Consider the following 17,896-nt stretch of genomic DNA (forward strand, 5'->3'; position numbering starts at 1 on the left):
CTTCAAGCCACTTTGCAAGCTTGCGACGTTCGTCCAGCTTCAGGTGACAGTAGTGGGTTCCCATTCTTCATACTCCATGCAACTCTCTGTATTCGTACAGAATTTGCACTTCATTTGTGAATCCACCCCGTTTACAACAGAAATACCTGTAATGTTAATTATGTAATATTCTACTATTTTGGCACTCTATATCTTCACTATCGTTTCGCGCTCCCTGATGATGAGCGGGACGACCAGCGGAGATAGCGATCAAACTATGGGTTGGATGGGTGCTCAGGGCGAAGCCGCCCAGAGCATTGCTTACCTTTTTAGCGGTATACCTAGACCTACATCCGCCTTGGCTAAGTCCTCATATCTCGGTTGCGAGGTGGCCTAAACAATCTCCAGCTTCCACTAGAGCATGCGTGCGGATACAAATAGCCGCACCACCAGCCTGAAAATGAACGGGTACTGGGTCGTCCCAAGGCGCATCAATATTATGGATTAAACCAGCGATTGCTCCTGCTTCCACGGTGTCACCCAACGCGTACTTGGGCTCGAAGAAACCGGCACGATCAGCAAATGCATAGAGTCCAGGATCGTCCATCACAAACTTTCGGCTTTGCTGTGCTGGTGGCAAGTCTGTTTTCAAGATACCAAGATGGGAGAGTACCCCGCGAATGCCGCGTTCAACCATTGCTAAACCTTCAAGATTAACACTCGCTCCACCACCAAATTCGCCCGTGAGAAATTCGACGCCATTCTGATGGGCATGGTTTCCCATGACACGATCTTCTCCACTTAAGGCTCTGATCGAGTCGAAGTAGATTACCTTCTCTGCGCCGAATGCCTGAACCAAGTCTTCAGTTCGTTCTGTGGCTGCTGAATCGTCCCAGCGGGGCGCAAGCAGCGTGGGAACGTATTGTAGCGAGCTGCCACCAGCATGCAGATCGATCATGTAGTCTGCGCGAGGAAGCAGTTCGCTTACTACATAGTGGGCAATCATTTCGGTTGCGGTGCCATCAGGGCGACCTGGAAAGGTGCGATTCAGGTTAATATCGTCAATCGGAGACGTGCGCGTCCCTGCCGCAAAGGCCGGTTGGTTCAACATGGGTACAACAATGATGCGGCCGGCAACTTGCTTGGCCTCAATCTCACGGACCAATCGTGTAAGCGCGATAGGCCCCTCATATTCATCACCATGTACACCTCCAGTAAGCAGAACTGTCGGTCCCTCACCGTTCTTAATCGTAGCAATAGGAATTGGGATGTGCCCATAGGCTGAACGATGTACGGAATTCGGCAATCTCAAGTGCCCGACATGGAGCCCATCTCCATCCAGGTCGATGCTCGTGCTGATCATAGTTTTTTTAATGGTCATCCGATCGCTCCTTTAATCTCACGGCTTGGTCTAATTCGCAGGGGCTGTCGCCGGTCCTACCGGTTTGCCCATGGCGTGTGACCGTTGCTTTGGCTCTATAGAAACATCTGTGCGATGATCGCTGAACCAAGGAAGGTCCCGATCATAACTAACAGGGCAACGATCAAGATTTTCCATCCTGACCGTTTGGCGATCGCCACCTCATGTTCGGCGATTGCCAGTCCTGCATAGGCGACGCAGGGTGTACCCAGTGCAATAAAGTTCACATCGTTCGTCCATCTGAGCACAAAATCTGCTGTCGGCATGCCGGGCAGGCAAACGAGAATGGCCAGCAACGAAATCCACGCCACAGCAGGTAGTCGCAATGGTACGAACCTAGCAATTAAAAGCCCCACTAAAGAAATTGCTACGAGCAACAGAATACCGATAGCCGCGCCAAGCGGCGGCATACCCGGACCGATCACATTGCCAATCCAGCAGATTACCCCAACCACAGACAGAATGAAGATATTTTGTTTAAAGTTGAGGTACGGCTCGTCTGCCGGTGGCTGCGTGTCGTCAGATATCGCGGTCATGGCCGTACCCTTTTTAAGATTGGATAAAAAATATTGCACAGCGGCAGTGCCACAAAGATGCACACATAAAGTCCGGTGGCGTAGGTCATCAAGTTGCTTGCACCGGCAAGAGCGGCCAACTCGTCTGCTCGGTCGGGAAACAATTCGGTCAACGACCCCGTACAGGCTAGCATCATGCTTCCCGAACCAACGCCACAGGCCATGGCAAGAGCTGCAGGATCAAACAATCCGAGCGAGCCGAAGAGAGAGGCAAGGATGGCGAAGATGAAGGTGCCCACAAGCGTGCCAACGACGTAAACCCCTAGAACGCCGGTGCCTTCGGCACTTTTGAGACCGTACTTCTCAGCGATCACGCCGATGTTGGGTTCGCGCGCAACCGAGAAACAAGCTCCAATTGCTTCACGCCCCATTCCAAGCATGATCACAGCAAGCGGCAAGGCAAGGACGACCGTCCCCAAGTTCCCGGTCTCCTGCAGAATGAGAGCTGGCCCGGCCTCGTAGATGGTATTTATAGCTGGCCCGATAATCGTTCCAAACTTTGCCATGAACGGCAGGATAGAGATCAAAATAATAGAAGAAGCTGCTTTCTGCTGTCGTGGCGTTGTCCATGATGCCGCCCGGCTAATAATCTGCGGGTTGAGCAAGAGCCCAAGGATGAAACTATAAAACAATGGAAGTAGCAGGATCGAACCTATCCCGATGGGGATCTGTATGATGCCGATCAGCTCCGCAAGAATGGTAATAACGGCAACGCCAACATGCAGGCGCCAATCTGTCAGGGCATGCCACGAAATCGCAGTGCGCGCCTGGGGCGCCGCTTCGTTAGGATAGGGCAATTTAAGTGTCCTCTTTTGTCCGATCTTGCATGGCACGATGCCTTGCGATCGCTTCGATCTCGACACGGGCCCCTAATGGGAGTTCAGCAACGCCCACGCAGGACCGTGCTGGGGCATGAGACTCGAATTCTTCTTGGTAGACGGCATTCACCTCAGAATAGTCGGCCATATCTGTGATAAAGATTGTTGTCTTAATCACGTCGGAAAGATCGCACCCTGCGCTTCGCAGAACCTTACGGAGGTTCGTTAGGGCGTGCCGTGCTTCTTGAGCGGCGCTACCTTTGCGAAGCGTGCCGTTCACGTCCAGAGCCACATTCCCAGAGACGAATACGAGATCGCCATAAATTGCGGCGTGAGAGTATGGGCCAACTGCAGGGGCCACGCCCTGCCCGCTTACGGTTTTGATCTCTAAATCCACCTCAGCCCCCTAATATTTCTTGATATCGCTCAATTGAGATATTTGATCCGCAAGCAAGGATCGCGACTTTCTTACCCTTACATTTGTCTCGGAGCGGCCCGCAGATTGCCGCAAGTGTGGCGGCGCATGCTGGCTCAGCGACCAACCTCAGAGTGCTGTAATAAAGCCGCATGGCATCGCGCAGGGCATTGTCGGAGACGCGCATGATCGCGTCGACATTCTCTTTTGTGATGCCGAAGGAATATGTCATCGCATAAGGGGAGCCCAAACTGTCAGCAATTGTAGCCACTGAAGCGAGCTTGGCGGGTTTCCCGCTTTCAAAGCTGCGCGCCATACTGTCCGCCCCTTCAGGCTCAACGCCAAAAATCAGAGCGTTCGGGCGCGCTTTGCGAATGACTGCGGACATGCCGCTGATCAATCCGCCCCCACCGACGGGAATAACATAGATATCGGCGTCTCCGACATCTTCTAGCATCTCTAGTCCACAGCTACCTGCGCCTAAAGTCATGTGTTTAGCATCGAAAGGATGCATAATAGTGCGGCCTTCGCGGCTCTCGAGCGCCTGCATCAGTTCAAAGGCTGCGGCTATATCCGGAACTAAAGTTACTGTTGCGCCCAGTTTGCGGCAGCTTTCGATACGTAAAGGGTCGGCAGTCTCAGGCATAATGATTGAAGCGTCGACGCCTTCAGCTTGCGCGGCCCAAGACACGGCCATTGCGTGATTTCCGCCACTGGCTGCCACTACACCGGCCACTCGTTGCGCCTGTGACAGTCCCATAATCCCGAGAATTGCACCGCGTGCCTTGAAGGATCCAGCTTGTTGGAAAAGTTCAAGCTTTGCTTGTACGCTTGCGTTCGGTGGTAGGTGTGCCTGTAGCGTATCTTGCGCCAATAACAGGCTCGGCGTTCGAACCACACGGCCCATCAGCGCCTCGTGGGCGGCTTGGAACTCGTCCATAGGTGGGGAATACATCCTGGCTCTCCTATGCTGCCATCTTCGCAGCGGAGACTGGCTCCTTAAAGGCTCCCAGCATATAGATAATGATGCATAAAGTTATGCATTTATGTTGTAAGCGCGTAGCGGGCGACTACCTCTTTAGCGATACGAAGTAACTTCTTTACTGCGGGCGTGTGCGCCAGATTGCGGCTGAAGCTAGCTGTGCAGTCAAACGACAAGATAGGATCAAGGGGTTTGACCACCACACCATTTTTCCTCCAGAGATCAGCGGAAAATGGGTCTATTAAGCCGATGCCAAGCCCTCTGAGTACCATGGAATAAGCATTTGCTGAGCTTTGTGTTGAAACACGCGCACGGGTTGTTACCCCATGCTCAAGAAGATACTCCTCTTGTTTTTGGAAAAGATTGAGCTCGTCTTCAGCGAGTGAAATAATAGGTTGTCCAACAAGGTCTTCCACGTGAATGCGTTCTTGGCTCGATAGAGGGTGTTCTGGCGGCAATGCGCAAACAAAGGGGATTCGCCCCAGTTGCACTTGTTCGATTCCAGGTTGATCCCCTAGTCGGTAGCCAAATCCGATATGAGTTTTGACATCTCGGATCTTACGAAAATAACCAGTTATACCGCGGGACTCGACATGAAGACGGGAAACGCCGTCTTGAGCCAGAAAACGTTCAGAGATTTCAGGAACAATAGTCATCGCCAGAACAGAAATCGATACGATGCGAATTTCCTCGCTTAGCATGCCTCCGAGCCGCGAAGTTCCAGCTCGCAATCTCGCATGCGCTTCAAAAAAGTCATCCGTAAGAGCATGAAATTCTAACGCACGTGTTGTCGCATTCACTCGCCCTTTTCGCCGAGTGAAAAGAGCAAACCCTAGACTTACTTCCAGCTCGGTCAGCATTCGCGTCACAGTTGATTGACTTACTCCCATGGAGTGCGCTGCGGCCGACAATGTTCCATGCAGGATAGCGGCGCGGAAGGCCGTCAAATGCCTAATATCAAGCCCTCTATAGCTCTCCAAATTTTGCATACTGAACCTTAAGATGACCGTATATGAAAGCTGCTCTCGGGTGCGAGTTGCCTTAAATATTCTGACAATTTTAGCTTTATCAGAACGTGCTTTATTGCCTATGAGAACCTTTATGGCCCAATTCTGAACAGGTAGCGGCCAAGAATTTAGGTAGTGTTAAATGATACCTAAGAAAGGCGGAATCGCGGCTTAGTTCGAAATCGAGCTGATTGCCTGAATGGCGAGTTACCTTCCTTTAAGAAGCGGGCATGCCAATCAGACCTTCAGTATGCTTCATAATAGCGCGCGCAGATCTCTTCATCGGACAAATCCTCCATCAGAGAAATTTCCGTACGCTTGTGTCGGTCGATCACATCAATGAGTGTTTTGCCAAATGCCTTAGCCGCCCATTCGCTAGACGTGAGCGACTTAAGCGCATCGTCAAGATTTGTTGCCAAGCGTGTGCAACCAATCGCTTTTAGTTCGTCAGAGCTTAGTTTAGCAAGGTCGGTTTCGGTGGGCGTAGGTGTTTCCAGTTCGCGTTCCAAGCCATCCAGACCGGCATTGACCAGTGCTGCGAGTAAAAGATGCGGGCTGGCTGCAGCATCTGCTGCGCGAAATTCAAAATGAAACTTACGAGCCATGGCCTCGGGGTCTTTGGCACCAAAGACTGGGCAAATACGTACCGCAGATTCACGGTCTTTGTTGCCAAAGTTATTGAAGGCCGCACTCCAACGATGGGGCTGGAGCCGAAAATATGAAGGAACAGAGGGTGCTGCTATAGCTAGGAATTCTGGCAGTCGCTCAAGGATGCCAGCCACAAAGGAGCCTGATGCGCGGGCGACTTCATTAGGTTGCGTGGGGTCGTGACAAACCGGCTTCCCGTCTAAGGTTTCAAGACTGAAGTGGATATGTACCCCGTTGCCGACACCATCGGGATGCAAAATGGGAGCAAAGCTCGCGCGCTCTCCCTGCCCTTTCGCACAAGCGCGCACCAAGTCGCGCAGGATCGCAGCTTCATCAGCTGCTCGTAATGCGGGTTTTGGTCCGACGGTCACTTCGCATTGGCCGGGCCCGTATTCCGGCATGAAAGTGTCGATGTCGAGGCCTGCGGCGTCCAGAACCGCCATGACAGCGTTAGGAAACGTGCCGAGCCTTCGGAAAGTTCGCAGGGTGTAGCCCAGTCCTTCTTGTTTCGGCAGGCCCGAATAGTGAAACTCATGTTCAAACGCAGCGTTGATGCGCAGTCCGTGCCTCTCTTCGAGCCGTTCTAGTGCAGTTTTGAGCTGGCCACGCAGACAACAGTCCCACCGTTCGTCCTCCAATGTGAAGATGTCGCCTAGGGCGAAACTTTCATCAATGCCGACCTCCTCTATTTCGAGGTCGATTAAGGTCTCAGGGTCTGGCCGTATCGTCAAATCCCCCAAGGCTCCCCAGGGGGAAGGGGCTATGGGGCCGAAGGAGGTTTGCAGGATATTGGTGGGGGTCCAGCCGATGCCGTTCTTCTGGCGTGAGCTCCACGCTCGACGTGGGACCGCTTTACCACGCAGCTGTCCTGCAACATCACTGGCGCAGATCATTATCAAGTCGGTATCAAGGCGTGTCACGTCGGACCTCCTAAGGGTTATCGGATTGAGATTTAGTTGAGCTGGTGCAGCTCATTGTCTCGCCCAATGCCAGGCGTTCGTGAAGCGGAGAGCCAATCTTATTTGCAAGCCCACCCACAAGTGCCTCAGCCATTAAAAGTTGTCCGCAATGGCTGTCTATCGGAGAGGCTGACGCAGAGGGCATGCGAAATAGGACTTCCGCTCCGAAATCACGTCTGTCGGCCCATGCATCAGAGATGGCGATAACATGGGCCCCTTGCGCGCTCGCAAGGCTGCTAAATTTTAGCAATGATGGCTGATACCGACGAATGTCTGTCACGCACACTACGGTACGGTTGTTCATTTCTAATAGATAGCGCTGCCATCCTTCGGAGGGGCCCTCCACCAGCTGAACATTCGGACGCAATAAACCCAGATATTCAGTGAGCAGCGCGGCGATGTGTCGTGAACGGTGCCCACCAGCGCAATAGATCCGGTTTTTCGGATCAGCAAGAAGTGCGATCGCGGTTCGGAAATCGGCATCCATCACAGGATCATGACATTTCTGCAGCTGATGGGCGGTTCTGGCGAGCAACTCGCTGAGCAGAGACCCCTCTTCCGGCGCCGGGTGAGCCGTTTGGGCCGAGAGGCGTTGTAGAGGGGTTTCTAACAAGCACGCGACGTCAGATTTCACGGCCTCCTGGAACTCTCCGTATCCATTTAGATCGAGCCGCTGCACCAGACGCAGCACGGTCGCGGTGCTTACACTGGAACGTTCGGCTAACGCGGCCACGGTGGAAAGCGCGGAAAGCGGGTATTGTCGAAGGATTTCGCGAGCCACGTCCTGCTCACGCCGTCCAAGAGTTTCGAAAAGATCTGTAATGCGCTCAGCCACGGTGCCGTTACGGTCTGGCTCCGGCGATGCAATCGGATTGTGCGCGTGTTTTTTGTTCATGCAAAAAAAAGTAATGATATAAATAGAAGCTCACAAGCTAAAAATGTCAAAAATTATTGACGCGCAGGTCTGACCTTCGCTAGCGTCAGAATTGGGCATGGACTGCGGGTGATGTGGCTCCTTATTTTGGCATGTTTCCAAGTCCTGCCCTCGACGGTGGCGGAAAGCAACGGCGAGCTAGTGCTAAGTATCCGTGCCATATTCGAAACTCAGGGGAGTAAAGACTAATGAAACCGTTAAAAAAACTGGCCGCAGCCGCGGCATTGACCGCACTGTCCGTGACACCTGGTCTCGCACAAGATGAGCCAATCAAGATCGGAGCCCTATATAATTCGACCGGCGGAATGTCGTCCTTGGACGGCCCATCTCTCAAAGGCGCACAATTGGCGGCTAAGCTGGTAAACGAGAATGGTGGTGTCCTCGGTCGACAGATTGAGCTGCTTGCACCTGATACGCGGACTGACCAGCAGGAAACTGCGAAAGCGGCCCAACGGGTCCTGTCTGAAGGGGTTGTCGCCGGGATCGGACAATCTGATACGACGTTTGTCATGGCAGCAGCGCCACTTTTTCAAGAAGCAGGCATTCCCTTCGTGACATCTGGGGCAACGCATCCCGAACTGCCGCAATGGGTTGGGAACTATATGTTCATGGCGCCGTTTGGCGATGACGACCAATCCTATGCCATTGCAGATTATGCCGTTGATGAGATGGACGCCAAGACGGCTGTCGTGTGGACAGACCAATCGATGGATTTCACCAAGGCCCTCAGCAAATTCTTCAAAGAGCGTTTCGTCGAACGCGGCGGTGACATAGTTGCTGAAGATAGCTTTATGATCGGAGATACCGACTTTTCCGCACAGATTGCGCGCCTGAAATCAACCGATCCAGCTCCCGACATCATTTTTGTCTCCGCAATTCCGACTGAAGCTGGGCTGACGGTCAAGCAAATCCGCGAAGCTGGGCTTGAACTGCCGATTGTTTCGGGTGACGGCTTTGACACAGATCTGGTCGCGACCACACCTGGTCCGGATCTGGCAAATGACGTCTGGTTCTCTACCCATACCTATCGTGGTGATGACCGTCCTGAAGTGGGCAAGTTCATTGCAGACTACAACGAAGAATACGGTATGGACCCCGAGAATGCTTTCGCACCATTGGGCTACGATGCGCTGATGCTTGTCGTAGATGCCATCGAGCGTGCCGGGTCGGCCGAGCCCGACGCAATCCGCGATGAGCTGGAAAAAACGCGCGACTTTAAAGCAGTAACAGGCACCATTTCGTACACACGGGATACAATGGTGCCGCCAAAACCCATTTCGATCATTTCTGTCATGGGCGGTGAGTTCAACGTCGAGTCGATCTGGCGGCCTTGAGTTGCGGCTCTATCAACTAGCAGCCCAATGCCCCGTGGGCATCTGAAAAATGCGGCTAGCGGGTGCGACGTCAATATTCTCCGAGGAGCTTTCCTCGGAGAATTCTGCGTTTAAACTTGAGCGAACGCGTTTATTCAGCAGCTCGTAATTGCTGCAGAATATCATCCACAGTCTCCGTCCGACAATATCCCCCAAAGGCCGCCAGCGCCTTGTCGTGACGCACGTTGGTCTTGGTGACGCAAGCATCTTTGGCACAAATCATGTAAAAGCCGAGATCAGCGCCATCGCGCACTGCCATATCAACACATTGATCGGTCAGCAGGCCGGCTACGATGACCCGGTCCAAACCCATGTTACGAAGCAAATAGGGGAGGTTGGTTGAATTGAATACGCCGGAAGAGGTTTTCGGGATCAAGATGTCATTTTCTTGCTGGCGCGCTTCTGGAAGTGTCTTGGCGAGCGGAGATCCACGAGGCACTAATATGTCCGACAATTTGTGATCAAGGCTACGGTCGCGCCCATCCGCTGTCATCGCCTCGATTACGGTATAGATGATCTCACACCCCGCAGCGCGGGCTCCGTCGACCAAGCACGTCAATGCGGGCAGCATGCGGTCACGCATTGCCGCAGCCATCTCAGGAGCCTCGGCCAAGACCTCGTCCGTATATTCACTAAACTGGACATCAACCACCAGGACAGCAGTTTTCGATGGGGTTAGCGGCCAGTTGCGTATTGGTTCTACCTGTTTCACAGCGCAGTTCCTCCTTCTCGAATGTCAGTCGTTACGCCGAGACTCTCGGCAGCTTCGCGCAGTGCATGAACCAGTTCCTCGGCATGCGTCTCTATCTGCTCTTGTGTCGTAAGAAGGTCGTTGCGCACCTCGATTTCAACGCTGTCGAGTCCTCGATCCTCACCATGGACAGGGACGGTGTAGTCGCTATGTCGGTTCATGTCGTAGGGCTCATTTGGCAACGCTTTGTCTCCGTGCCGCATCTGTAGCGCCTTGAGCAATGCTGGAGATAGTGTCGTATCGCGATCAAACAGCACGCCATACTCGACCTCACGTTCCTGCCCAAAAAATACCGGTGTGAAGCTATGGATGGTTACAAAAAGCGTTTTCTGATTTCGTACATCTCTAGCGTTTAACATGTTTGCCACGCCATCCTGAAACGGCTGCCAGATTTCGGCCCGACGACGCGCGCGCTCGGCCAAAGTCAGATTGAGGTTGGCTGGAACAGGTATGCCCTCGCCGTGAGTGGGGATGAAACTCTCAGCCTCCCAATGCCGGTTGCAGTCGCAGATCATGCGCGAATACTGCTGGATCGCTAAGGGAGCATCAAGGCGCTGCGCGATCCCACGTGCCAGATCTAATGCCCCAATATCCCACATGAAGTGCCGCGCTAAATGTCCATTATCCAGTCCCAGTGTTCCAAGGCTTTTGGGCAGTCGCGCGCCTGCGTGCTCACAGACGATAACAAAAGGACTCGTGCCCAGTTCGTTTTCGAGCCCGAAAGGAGACGGCTCACTGGCACTTAGGATTGCAAGATTATCAGGCATAGAAGGCTCCGATTGCGATATTCTGGGCCGCTTCATAGATGAAACTTTTAATACATATTGACATCTAGACGGTTACAATATCAATTTAAATTTGTCTATAATATCTTCGGCAAGGTCTCATGTCGCAACTGAATGTGCGAAAAATCTCGAAACGGTTCGGCGGCGTACAAGCGCTGTCAAACTTGGAATTCACCGTCGAGAAAGGTGACTTGGTCGGATTGATTGGCCCGAATGGAGCGGGGAAAACAACGGCTTTTAATGTTTTGACAGGTGTGATGGCTGCCAGTAGTGGTAGTATCGAGTTTGAGGGGCAAGATATCACCCGTCTAGCCCCTGAGGCACGCGCCAATCTGGGCATGACCCGCACCTTCCAGAATATCCGGCTGTTTGATGACATGACGGTCCGCCAGAACGTAATGGCAGGGGCGCATGCCCGCGCAGGACGCTCCTTGTTGCACAGTGTCTTCGGTCTGCCCGGCCACCGCGCAGCCGAGCAGCGCATTGGTGAAATCGCCGACGAGATGCTGGAGCGAACGGGGCTCACAGAGTATGGAGATCGCAACGCGTCCGAGCTGTCCTATGGCGATCGCCGCCGAGTTGAAATTGCACGGGCGCTCGCCAGCGCGCCGACATTGCTGCTACTGGATGAGCCGGCTGCAGGCATGACGGACACCGAAAAAGGGCGGCTTTCAAAGCTTGTGCGTCGTTTGAACGACGATGGACTCACGATCATTCTGGTGGAGCACAACGTGCGCATGGTTGCGGCATTGTGCAAACGGCTCATAGTTGTGAACAAGGGCGAGATGTTGGCCCTTGGAAAGGTCGATGAGGTTCTGCGTATGCCCGAGGTTGAAGCGGTTTATCTGGGCCGCCGCCGCAAGGAGGTATTGTAATGCTGCATGTCGAGGGTCTGCACGTCAACCGAGGCCGCACCAAGGTTTTGCAAGGGATCGACTTTGCCGTCGAAACCGGTGAGATCGCAACGCTTATCGGGGCCAACGGGGCAGGCAAAACGACGACCTTGATGACCTTGTCGGGGCTTCTGCCCATCTCCAGCGGTCATGTGACATTACAGACCCCTGATGGCAGCTTTGACATAGGGGCCACGAGCCCGGTCGACCTTGTGCGCGCAGGTATTGTTCATGCCCCTGAGGGCCGTCAGATTTTTGGGCGCCTGAGCATCGAAGAGAACCTGCAACTGGGGGCATTTCTGGCCAACGATAAGGCCCGCGTTGCGCGGGCGGTTGCGGATATATACGAGCGATTTCCCATTTTGGGTGAGCGGCGCACAATGCCTGCGGGCAATCTTTCGGGCGGTGAACAGATGATGCTGGCCATTGGCCGCGCTCTCGTCGCCGAGCCAAAACTGCTTTTGCTAGATGAGCCCTCTTTGGGGCTGGCGCCCCAGATTACTGAAGAAATATTCGATTTTCTTGAAAAGTTGAACCGCGAGCAAGGCGTCACGATGCTGATCGTAGAGCAGAACGCGATGCTGGCATTGGAGCTCGCAGACCGCGCTTTTGTCATCGAGAACGGTCGCATTGTCCTTCAAGGCACCGGCGATGAACTGCTCGATGATCCAGCTGTTTTCGAAGCATATTTGGGAGTGGGCTGATGTCCGACTATCTGATCCAGCAGATCGTAAACGGCCTGAGCTTGGGCAGTCTTTATGCACTGGTCGCGATTGGCTTTTCACTGATTTACGGTGTCATACGTCTGGTTAACTTTGCTCATGGCGACCTGCTCATGATCGGGGCCTTTATGACCTTCGGCTTGGTGGCAAGTGATGTTGTGCCATGGGCTGCTATTCCGCTTTTGGTCTTGGCGGGAGGCTTTGCAGCTGGCGGGCTTATCGAGAGGATTGCCTTCCGCTCTATCAGCGGGGCCCCCATGATTACGGGGTTCATTGTCACGCTTTCTGCCTCTATCGCGATTCAGAACCTCGCGCTGATTTTTCTTGGCTCGCAACCGCGTAACTTCAACTTTCCTGAAGTGTTCCGAATGCGGCTTCCTCTCGGGGGCGCAGATGTGGCTTTGATTGATCTCGTTATTCCGGTGGTCACTTTGTTATGTGCGCTCGGCCTGACTGCCTTCATCCGCAAGACCCGGGTTGGGATTGCGATCCGTGCGGTGGCAGAAAATCCGTTTGCTGCCCAACTCATGGGTATCTCAATCGGTCGCCTCGTATTCCTCGTCTTTGGCCTTGGCGGAGCTTTGGCCGCTCTCGCCGGCCTTTTTTGGGCGGGGAAATACGGCCAAATCAACCCTTTGATGGGGTTTTTGCCGGGGCTTAAGGCCTTTCTTGCTACCATCATCGGCGGAGTGGGGTCCCTTCACGGCGCCATCGTCGGCGGCTATATTCTCGGCTTTTCTGAGATTGCCTTTGTAGGCTTCCTACCCCCTGAATATTCAGGTTATCGCGATGCCTTCGTTTTTGGGCTTTTAATTTTGATCCTACTGGTCCGCCCTCAGGGGCTGTTTGGTGAAGCGGAGCAGGAGCGGGCATGAAACGGCTGCAGATCACACCTTGGCAAGCATTCTTTGTGCTAATTGCCGCCATGGCCCTGCTGGTTCTGGCGGTTGATGCTTCGGGCAACGGTTATTTCCAGACCTTTACGGCACTCATGCTCATTCAGGTGATGCTGGCGGTCAGCTTGACGATGACCAATGGCTTTACCGGCATGTTCAGTCTCGGCCACCCTGCATTCATGACCATCGGGGCCTATGTTGCGATTTTGTTTACCTATCCGGTGGGGCGCAAGGGGTTTGCTATGCCTGCGATGCCCGAAACGGTCGCACAAATCCATCTCTCCCTACCCATAGCGGCGCTTGTGGGCGGGTTGACTGCTGCTCTGTTGGGCTGGCTCATCGGGCGGCTCGTAGTACACCTCCAAACCCATTACCTGGCTGTGGCGACGCTGGGGTTAATCATCGTTGTTCAGACCTTCGCCCTCAATCTCGATGGATTTACCCGCGGTGGTCGCGGTATCACAGGTGTCCCGCGGGAGGCCACGCTCGCATTGATCGGCTTCTTTACGGTATTGGTAATTGTTCTGTGCTGGCGGATCAAACATGCCTCTGTAGGGCGGGCAATGCTAGCTGTGCGTGAAAACGAAATGGCTGCTCGATGCTTTGGCATCAAAGCCATCCGGCTCAAAGTGATAGCCTTCGTTCTAGGGGCAGGTATCGCGGGTTTCTGTGGGGCTCTTTTGCCGCATGTCGTTTCTGTCATGTCACCTAAGTCCTTCGGCCTAATATTGGCCTTCAATCTTGTTGCGATTATCGTGGTTGGTGGGCAAGGGTCTATCATTGGGGCGATTTTTGCCGCCGTCTTAATCACCTTCGGCAGTGAATCTTTGCGTCAGGTAGAGGAAGCGACGGGGGTCTATGGCATGACCCAGGTGATCGTGGCTGTGGCCCTAATTGCTTTTCTATTGGTGCGACCAAAGGGTCTCTTCGGTTTGAAAGAACCGTTTGTGCGGACGTCATGACGATGTTTCTTGAAGCCGAAAAAACTGCGCTGCTGTTGATTGATGTACAAGACTACGTGCTCGATCCAGTTAATCACCCGCCTCGACCGTTTTTTTATGACCGCATCGATCAGGTCGTATGGCCAGGTCTCTCAAAGCTCTTACCAGCCGCGCGTAAGAGCGGGGTTGAGGTAACCTATACCGTTATGGAGAACCTCACCCAGGATGGTCGTGACCGAAGCCTCGACTATAAACTGTCTGGATTCAACATTCCTAAAGGGTCGCAGGGCGGGCAAGTCACGTCTCGGTTTGCGCCTCAAAACGATGAAATCGTAGTGAAGAAGTCCTCGGCTTGCCTTTTCCATTCGACCAATTTTGACTACGTTATGCGCAATATCGGCATATCGACCATCCTTTGCACCGGCTTTCTGACAGACCAATGTGTTGAGCAAACAATGAAGGTCGGGTCCGTGCTGGGATATCGCATGATATGCATCGAGGATGCTTGCGCCACAGATACCGACGACCGTCATGCATCTGCTTTGAAGCGTATTGCACTTTCAGGCGAGATCGCTTCCAGTCAAACAGTGCGGGCAGCACTTGCGGCTTAACGCATAGCACCACCGCTTAGAGTCAGATCATGACATCACCGCCGTTGGGGTTGAAGGTTGTGCCTACATAGAAGGCCGCTGCCTCTGTAGCCAAAAGCAATGCGGTCGGGGCAATTTCTTCGACGCGACCTTGTCGTCCGATCATTAAATCATTCTGTTTGTTAGCGGCCCATTCGGGGGGCAGCTTCATGTCTGTGTCCAGTGGTCCGGGACAAATTGCGTTCACCGCGATACCGTCCTTGGTCACTTCATGGGCCAGTGCCTTTGTCAGTCCAATTACCCCAGCCTTGGCTGCCGCGTAGTGGGTCATCCCATAGCCTCCTTTATGCGCAAGTTGCGAACTGATGTTAATGATGCGGCCATAGCCTCGCGTCCGCATTGCAGGCAGCACAGCACGGGTGCAAAGAAAGACGCTTTTCAAGTTTATCCGCAACATGTCGTCCCAGGTTTTGGTATCCATTTCCTCCATTGCTGCGACTGTGATGATTCCAGCGTTATTAACAAGGATATCTGGGTCACCAAGCTTCTGCGCTCCTTCAGCCATCGCCGCAATGACGGTCGCTTCGTCTCCCACATCGGCCTCGATTGCGACGCTGCGCCGGCCAAGCTTTTTAATGTCTTCAGCGACCTGTAAGCCTCCCGGCCTGTTACGATCAATTATCGCGACATCCGCCCCCTCGCCGGCATAAAGTAAGGCGATACCGCGCCCAAGACCCGTGGCTGCCCCCGTCACAAAAGCAATACGATTGTCGAGTTGTCCCATGGGTAACTTCCTTTGGTGCGCGCGTAGAACGCACCTTCCGCTGTGTTAGTTTCAAGAGCATCGTAGAACGGGAACTGATTGTTTCAAAGAAGCAAAGTCCCGCAAAAAGGGAGTAAATTACCTCACCTACGCGTGTGCCCATAGCCGCTTGGTAGTAGGATGATTAAAGATGTCTGAGAGCCACTTTATAAAGGATCAACGCATGAGCCAGAATGACCGGTTCTTGGCCGACAGAAAACTGGGGAGGGTTTTAGTGACAGGGGCTGGAGGCTTTCTCGGGGCGGCAATGATGAACACCCTCAGAGCGCAGGGAGTGGATGTGCTGGCTACAGATATTGGGTTGGTGTCACGCCAGCACACAGATATCATGCATTGCGAGGTAACTGACAGTGAGCAGGTTGATGCGGTTGTAAGGCAAGGAAAGTTTGATACGATCCTGCATTGCGGTGCCGTATCCGGCCCCATGGTGATGCCAGACCGCCCCTTGGATATATGGCGAATTAACGCTGGAGGCACTGCCTCGGTTCTTGAGGCCGCCCGCCGCTACGGTGTGGGGCGCGTCATTATCTGTTCGACAAGCGAAGTATACGGTAAACTCTCTGGTCCTGTCGATGAAGCCACGCCAATTGCCACACATACGGTCTACGGCGCCAGCAAGGTGGCGGGCGAACAGGTAATGCTAGGTTATGTAAAAGAGCATGGAGTGGATGCGATCGCTTTGCGGCTGTCTTGGATATATGGGCCGGGGCGACAGACACCTACGACTCTGGAGCAGCTGGTGCGGGCCGCGCAATCAGGACAAAGGTTCTCCGTGCTTACGCCGACAGATGCTTATACACATTACCTCCATATTACCGATGCGGTAGAAGGTCTTTTGCGCGCCGCGAAAACAAGGGCGCCCCAGTCGAGGATTTTTAATATTACTGCTGGTCGTGGAGTGGAGATGTCAGAGGTCGCAAGGTTCGTTATGGAGCTTCATCCTGATATGGTCGTGACATGTGCGCCTCCTCACCCAGATGCGCGTGGTATTTCTGAACTGGGTAATCACTTGGCTGCGACAGAAATCGGGTTCGTCGCTAAAACCCCCCTCGAAGTTGGTGTGAGGCAGCTGTTCCACCACTTCAGCACATCTTCGGAAAGTCAGCAGTGAAGTCTCGCGCTGACTTAACACTATTACTAATACGGTTTCACGCCACGCTGCTCGGGCCAAACTTGGAAAGTGTTAAATACCCTTTCACCGAGCCTCCGCATGCGACACGAAGCGGTTGAGTTTGGGGCAAGCCGACAGCCATTGATCACGGAGGCTTCTCTATTGTGATATAGAAACACCTGTAGCGACCGATCCAATGCCGACATCCAGACCGCCTGCGGCGATCCATTCGTGCCCGTTCGGAGCTGCCATTGACGCAATTGCGGACTCGCGTTGCGGAGCGTAAAAGTCCACACCATCGCCGGGAGATATCAATGGATCAGTCCGATCAAGATCTCGATCAACTTGACGCGCTGCTGCGTGCGCTGCCCGTTGATAACATGCCGATGACGCTCAGCGAACTCGATGGCTACATAGTCGGTGTTCTTGCCTGCCCGGAGATGATCCCGCCTTCGGGGGGCTCTGTTGCATTAGCTTCTACGAAGCGCAACACTGTTCCGCACTGATGTAGGAGGAGGCCACATGTCGCGCCGAGATCCGTTTAAACAACACCGCTTTCCTAGAGATGTGATCCTCCTGGCGGTTCGCTGGTACTGCCGATACCCACTGTCGTACCGTGATGTGCGGGATCTTTTGGCCGAACGCGGGATCACGGCTGATGCGGCGACGATCTACCGGTGGGTTCAGAAATTTGGACCGGAGATCCGGAAACGAGCCTACGGTGCGCATCGTTCCTGGCGCGGGCTGCAGTGGCATGTGGACGAGACCTACGTGCGGGTGAATGGCCGTTGGTGCTACCTGTGGCGGGCTGTCGATCAACGCGGGCAGCTGATCGATTTTCGGCTCACCGCTCGCAGAAACGCCAACGCAGCAAGGACATTCATGCGCCAGGCAAGTGAAACAGCGCGGTGCTGCTATCCCATGACAATCGTCACGGACAAGGCACACAGCTATGCAAAAGTGATTGAGGAAATGAACTTCGGTAACGGGCTGGATGAAAGGATCCGGCACGTTGACGGGAAATACCTCAACAAACGGATCGAAGCTGATCATGCCGCGCTGAAACAGCTCCTGAGGCCGAAACGGAGCTTTAGAAAACTCACCGCCGCCGAGAACACGCTGAAAGGCATCGAAACCCATCGCGCAATCAAGAAAGGTCATTTTGCGAACAATGAGCCTGGCATCTTGAACGAGATCGCCTTCGTTGCAAACCTGTTTGATGCGGCAGCTTGATAGGCGGCCGGTTCAAATTTCTTGTACAACGCGGACTAATG

20 protein-coding genes are annotated in these 17,896 nt (G+C 53.7%); 9 read left to right on the plus strand and 11 right to left on the minus strand.

Going from position 1 to position 17,896, the window contains the following annotated elements:
- Positions 1 to 349 precede the first annotated feature (349 nt).
- The 8 genes from J3456_RS18180 to J3456_RS18215 all read right to left on the minus strand — a co-directional run bounded on the left by J3456_RS18180 (position 350) and on the right by J3456_RS18215 (position 7,698).
- Entirely contained in the window at positions 350 to 1,360 is a 1,011-nt protein-coding gene (locus J3456_RS18180) for a succinylglutamate desuccinylase/aspartoacylase family protein (protein WP_349581618.1), read from the minus strand.
- A 95-nt stretch (positions 1,361 to 1,455) separates the two neighbouring features.
- Positions 1,456 to 1,935, minus strand: coding sequence for a hypothetical protein (locus tag J3456_RS18185; RefSeq protein WP_243263477.1), 480 nt, complete (start codon positions 1,933 to 1,935; stop codon positions 1,456 to 1,458).
- Entirely contained in the window at positions 1,932 to 2,771 is an 840-nt protein-coding gene (locus J3456_RS18190) for a DUF3100 domain-containing protein (protein WP_349581620.1), read from the minus strand. Before J3456_RS18190 ends, J3456_RS18185 begins: the two co-directional genes overlap by 4 nt.
- 1 nt (position 2,772) lies before the next feature.
- Positions 2,773 to 3,189: a Rid family detoxifying hydrolase gene (locus J3456_RS18195; RefSeq protein ID WP_349581622.1), complete on the minus strand. Its 417-nt coding sequence runs from the start codon at positions 3,187 to 3,189 to the stop codon at positions 2,773 to 2,775.
- Between the two features lies 1 nt (position 3,190).
- Positions 3,191 to 4,147, minus strand: a complete 957-nt coding sequence (locus tag J3456_RS18200) for a threonine ammonia-lyase (protein WP_349581624.1) — start codon at positions 4,145 to 4,147, stop codon at positions 3,191 to 3,193.
- A gap of 104 nt (positions 4,148 to 4,251) precedes the next feature.
- Positions 4,252 to 5,178: a LysR family transcriptional regulator gene (locus J3456_RS18205; RefSeq protein ID WP_349581625.1), complete on the minus strand. Its 927-nt coding sequence runs from the start codon at positions 5,176 to 5,178 to the stop codon at positions 4,252 to 4,254.
- Positions 5,179 to 5,441: 263 nt separating this feature from the next.
- Complete coding sequence (locus J3456_RS18210) at positions 5,442 to 6,764, minus strand: type I glutamate--ammonia ligase (protein ID WP_349581626.1); 1,323 nt, start codon at positions 6,762 to 6,764, stop codon at positions 5,442 to 5,444.
- A gap of 10 nt (positions 6,765 to 6,774) precedes the next feature.
- A complete protein-coding gene (locus J3456_RS18215) occupies positions 6,775 to 7,698 on the minus strand; it encodes a MurR/RpiR family transcriptional regulator (RefSeq protein WP_349581627.1) in 924 nt (307 codons plus the stop codon).
- A 227-nt stretch (positions 7,699 to 7,925) separates the two neighbouring features.
- On the opposite strand from J3456_RS18215, the gene J3456_RS18220 reads away from it, so the two are divergent.
- Positions 7,926 to 9,071, plus strand: a complete 1,146-nt coding sequence (locus J3456_RS18220; RefSeq protein WP_349581628.1) for an ABC transporter substrate-binding protein — start codon at positions 7,926 to 7,928, stop codon at positions 9,069 to 9,071.
- Between the two features lie 130 nt (positions 9,072 to 9,201).
- Here the strand turns inward: J3456_RS18220 and J3456_RS18225 are convergent, their stop codons facing one another.
- Positions 9,202 to 9,822 carry a cysteine hydrolase family protein gene (locus tag J3456_RS18225; RefSeq protein WP_349581629.1) on the minus strand — a complete coding sequence of 207 codons (621 nt, stop codon included), beginning with the start codon at positions 9,820 to 9,822 and terminating at the stop codon, positions 9,202 to 9,204.
- Entirely contained in the window at positions 9,819 to 10,628 is an 810-nt protein-coding gene (locus tag J3456_RS18230; protein ID WP_349581630.1) for an N-formylglutamate amidohydrolase, read from the minus strand. Before J3456_RS18230 ends, J3456_RS18225 begins: the two co-directional genes overlap by 4 nt.
- Positions 10,629 to 10,747: 119 nt before the next feature.
- Between J3456_RS18230 and J3456_RS18235 the strand changes: the two genes are divergently transcribed.
- Genes J3456_RS18235 through J3456_RS18255 form a run of 5 tightly spaced genes read left to right on the plus strand, consistent with a single transcriptional unit; the run spans position 10,748 to position 14,709 of the window.
- Positions 10,748 to 11,521 (plus strand): ABC transporter ATP-binding protein, encoded by a 774-nt coding sequence (locus J3456_RS18235; protein WP_349581631.1) that lies wholly within the window; start codon positions 10,748 to 10,750, stop codon positions 11,519 to 11,521.
- Positions 11,521 to 12,243, plus strand: a complete 723-nt coding sequence (locus tag J3456_RS18240; RefSeq protein ID WP_349581632.1) for an ABC transporter ATP-binding protein — start codon at positions 11,521 to 11,523, stop codon at positions 12,241 to 12,243. The genes J3456_RS18235 and J3456_RS18240 overlap by 1 nt, the downstream gene beginning before the upstream one ends.
- The gene (locus J3456_RS18245; RefSeq protein WP_349581633.1) at positions 12,243 to 13,136 is read left to right on the plus strand and encodes a branched-chain amino acid ABC transporter permease; all 894 of its coding nucleotides are present in this window, start codon (positions 12,243 to 12,245) and stop codon (positions 13,134 to 13,136) included. Before J3456_RS18240 ends, J3456_RS18245 begins: the two co-directional genes overlap by 1 nt.
- Positions 13,133 to 14,119, plus strand: coding sequence for a branched-chain amino acid ABC transporter permease (locus J3456_RS18250; protein WP_349581635.1), 987 nt, complete (start codon positions 13,133 to 13,135; stop codon positions 14,117 to 14,119). The genes J3456_RS18245 and J3456_RS18250 overlap by 4 nt, the downstream gene beginning before the upstream one ends.
- On the plus strand, positions 14,116 to 14,709 hold the full coding sequence (locus J3456_RS18255; RefSeq protein ID WP_349581636.1) for a cysteine hydrolase family protein: 594 nt from the start codon (positions 14,116 to 14,118) through the stop codon (positions 14,707 to 14,709). Before J3456_RS18250 ends, J3456_RS18255 begins: the two co-directional genes overlap by 4 nt.
- A gap of 22 nt (positions 14,710 to 14,731) precedes the next feature.
- Here the strand turns inward: J3456_RS18255 and J3456_RS18260 are convergent, their stop codons facing one another.
- Positions 14,732 to 15,472, minus strand: coding sequence for an SDR family NAD(P)-dependent oxidoreductase (locus J3456_RS18260; protein ID WP_349581638.1), 741 nt, complete (start codon positions 15,470 to 15,472; stop codon positions 14,732 to 14,734).
- Positions 15,473 to 15,641: 169 nt separating this feature from the next.
- Here J3456_RS18260 and J3456_RS18265 point away from each other — a divergent pair, with 169 nt between their 5' ends.
- The 3 genes from J3456_RS18265 to J3456_RS18275 all read left to right on the plus strand — a co-directional run bounded on the left by J3456_RS18265 (position 15,642) and on the right by J3456_RS18275 (position 17,855).
- On the plus strand, positions 15,642 to 16,622 hold the full coding sequence (locus J3456_RS18265; protein ID WP_349581640.1) for an NAD-dependent epimerase/dehydratase family protein: 981 nt from the start codon (positions 15,642 to 15,644) through the stop codon (positions 16,620 to 16,622).
- 314 nt (positions 16,623 to 16,936) lie between these two features.
- The gene (locus J3456_RS18270) at positions 16,937 to 17,128 is read left to right on the plus strand and encodes a UPF0149 family protein (protein WP_349581641.1); all 192 of its coding nucleotides are present in this window, start codon (positions 16,937 to 16,939) and stop codon (positions 17,126 to 17,128) included.
- Between the two features lie 16 nt (positions 17,129 to 17,144).
- A complete protein-coding gene (locus J3456_RS18275; protein ID WP_349581642.1) occupies positions 17,145 to 17,855 on the plus strand; it encodes an IS6 family transposase in 711 nt (236 codons plus the stop codon).
- The last annotated feature ends 41 nt before the right edge of the window (positions 17,856 to 17,896 follow it).

The organism is Sulfitobacter sp. NFXS29 (assembly GCF_040148765.1).
Taxonomy (GTDB): Bacteria; Pseudomonadota; Alphaproteobacteria; order Rhodobacterales; family Rhodobacteraceae; genus Sulfitobacter.

Bases quoted from the DNA above. Each gene is read 5' to 3' on its own strand.
- J3456_RS18230 (WP_349581630.1), bottom strand. From the start codon at position 10,628: ATGCCTGATAATCTTGCAATCCTAAGTGCCAGTGAGCCGTCTCCTTTC.
- J3456_RS18240 (WP_349581632.1), top strand. From the start codon at position 11,521: ATGCTGCATGTCGAGGGTCTGCACGTCAACCGAGGCCGCACCAAGGTT.
- J3456_RS18250 (WP_349581635.1), top strand. From the start codon at position 13,133: ATGAAACGGCTGCAGATCACACCTTGGCAAGCATTCTTTGTGCTAATT.
- J3456_RS18215 (WP_349581627.1), bottom strand. From the start codon at position 7,698: ATGAACAAAAAACACGCGCACAATCCGATTGCATCGCCGGAGCCAGAC.
- J3456_RS18265 (WP_349581640.1), top strand. From the start codon at position 15,642: ATGTCTGAGAGCCACTTTATAAAGGATCAACGCATGAGCCAGAATGAC.
- J3456_RS18275 (WP_349581642.1), top strand. From the start codon at position 17,145: ATGTCGCGCCGAGATCCGTTTAAACAACACCGCTTTCCTAGAGATGTG.
- J3456_RS18205 (WP_349581625.1), bottom strand. From the start codon at position 5,178: ATGCAAAATTTGGAGAGCTATAGAGGGCTTGATATTAGGCATTTGACG.
- J3456_RS18255 (WP_349581636.1), top strand. From the start codon at position 14,116: ATGACGATGTTTCTTGAAGCCGAAAAAACTGCGCTGCTGTTGATTGAT.
- J3456_RS18220 (WP_349581628.1), top strand. From the start codon at position 7,926: ATGAAACCGTTAAAAAAACTGGCCGCAGCCGCGGCATTGACCGCACTG.
- J3456_RS18270 (WP_349581641.1), top strand. From the start codon at position 16,937: ATGGATCAGTCCGATCAAGATCTCGATCAACTTGACGCGCTGCTGCGT.
- J3456_RS18245 (WP_349581633.1), top strand. From the start codon at position 12,243: ATGTCCGACTATCTGATCCAGCAGATCGTAAACGGCCTGAGCTTGGGC.
- J3456_RS18235 (WP_349581631.1), top strand. From the start codon at position 10,748: ATGTCGCAACTGAATGTGCGAAAAATCTCGAAACGGTTCGGCGGCGTA.
- J3456_RS18180 (WP_349581618.1), bottom strand. From the start codon at position 1,360: ATGACCATTAAAAAAACTATGATCAGCACGAGCATCGACCTGGATGGA.
- J3456_RS18185 (WP_243263477.1), bottom strand. From the start codon at position 1,935: ATGACCGCGATATCTGACGACACGCAGCCACCGGCAGACGAGCCGTAC.
- J3456_RS18260 (WP_349581638.1), bottom strand. From the start codon at position 15,472: ATGGGACAACTCGACAATCGTATTGCTTTTGTGACGGGGGCAGCCACG.
- J3456_RS18200 (WP_349581624.1), bottom strand. From the start codon at position 4,147: ATGGACGAGTTCCAAGCCGCCCACGAGGCGCTGATGGGCCGTGTGGTT.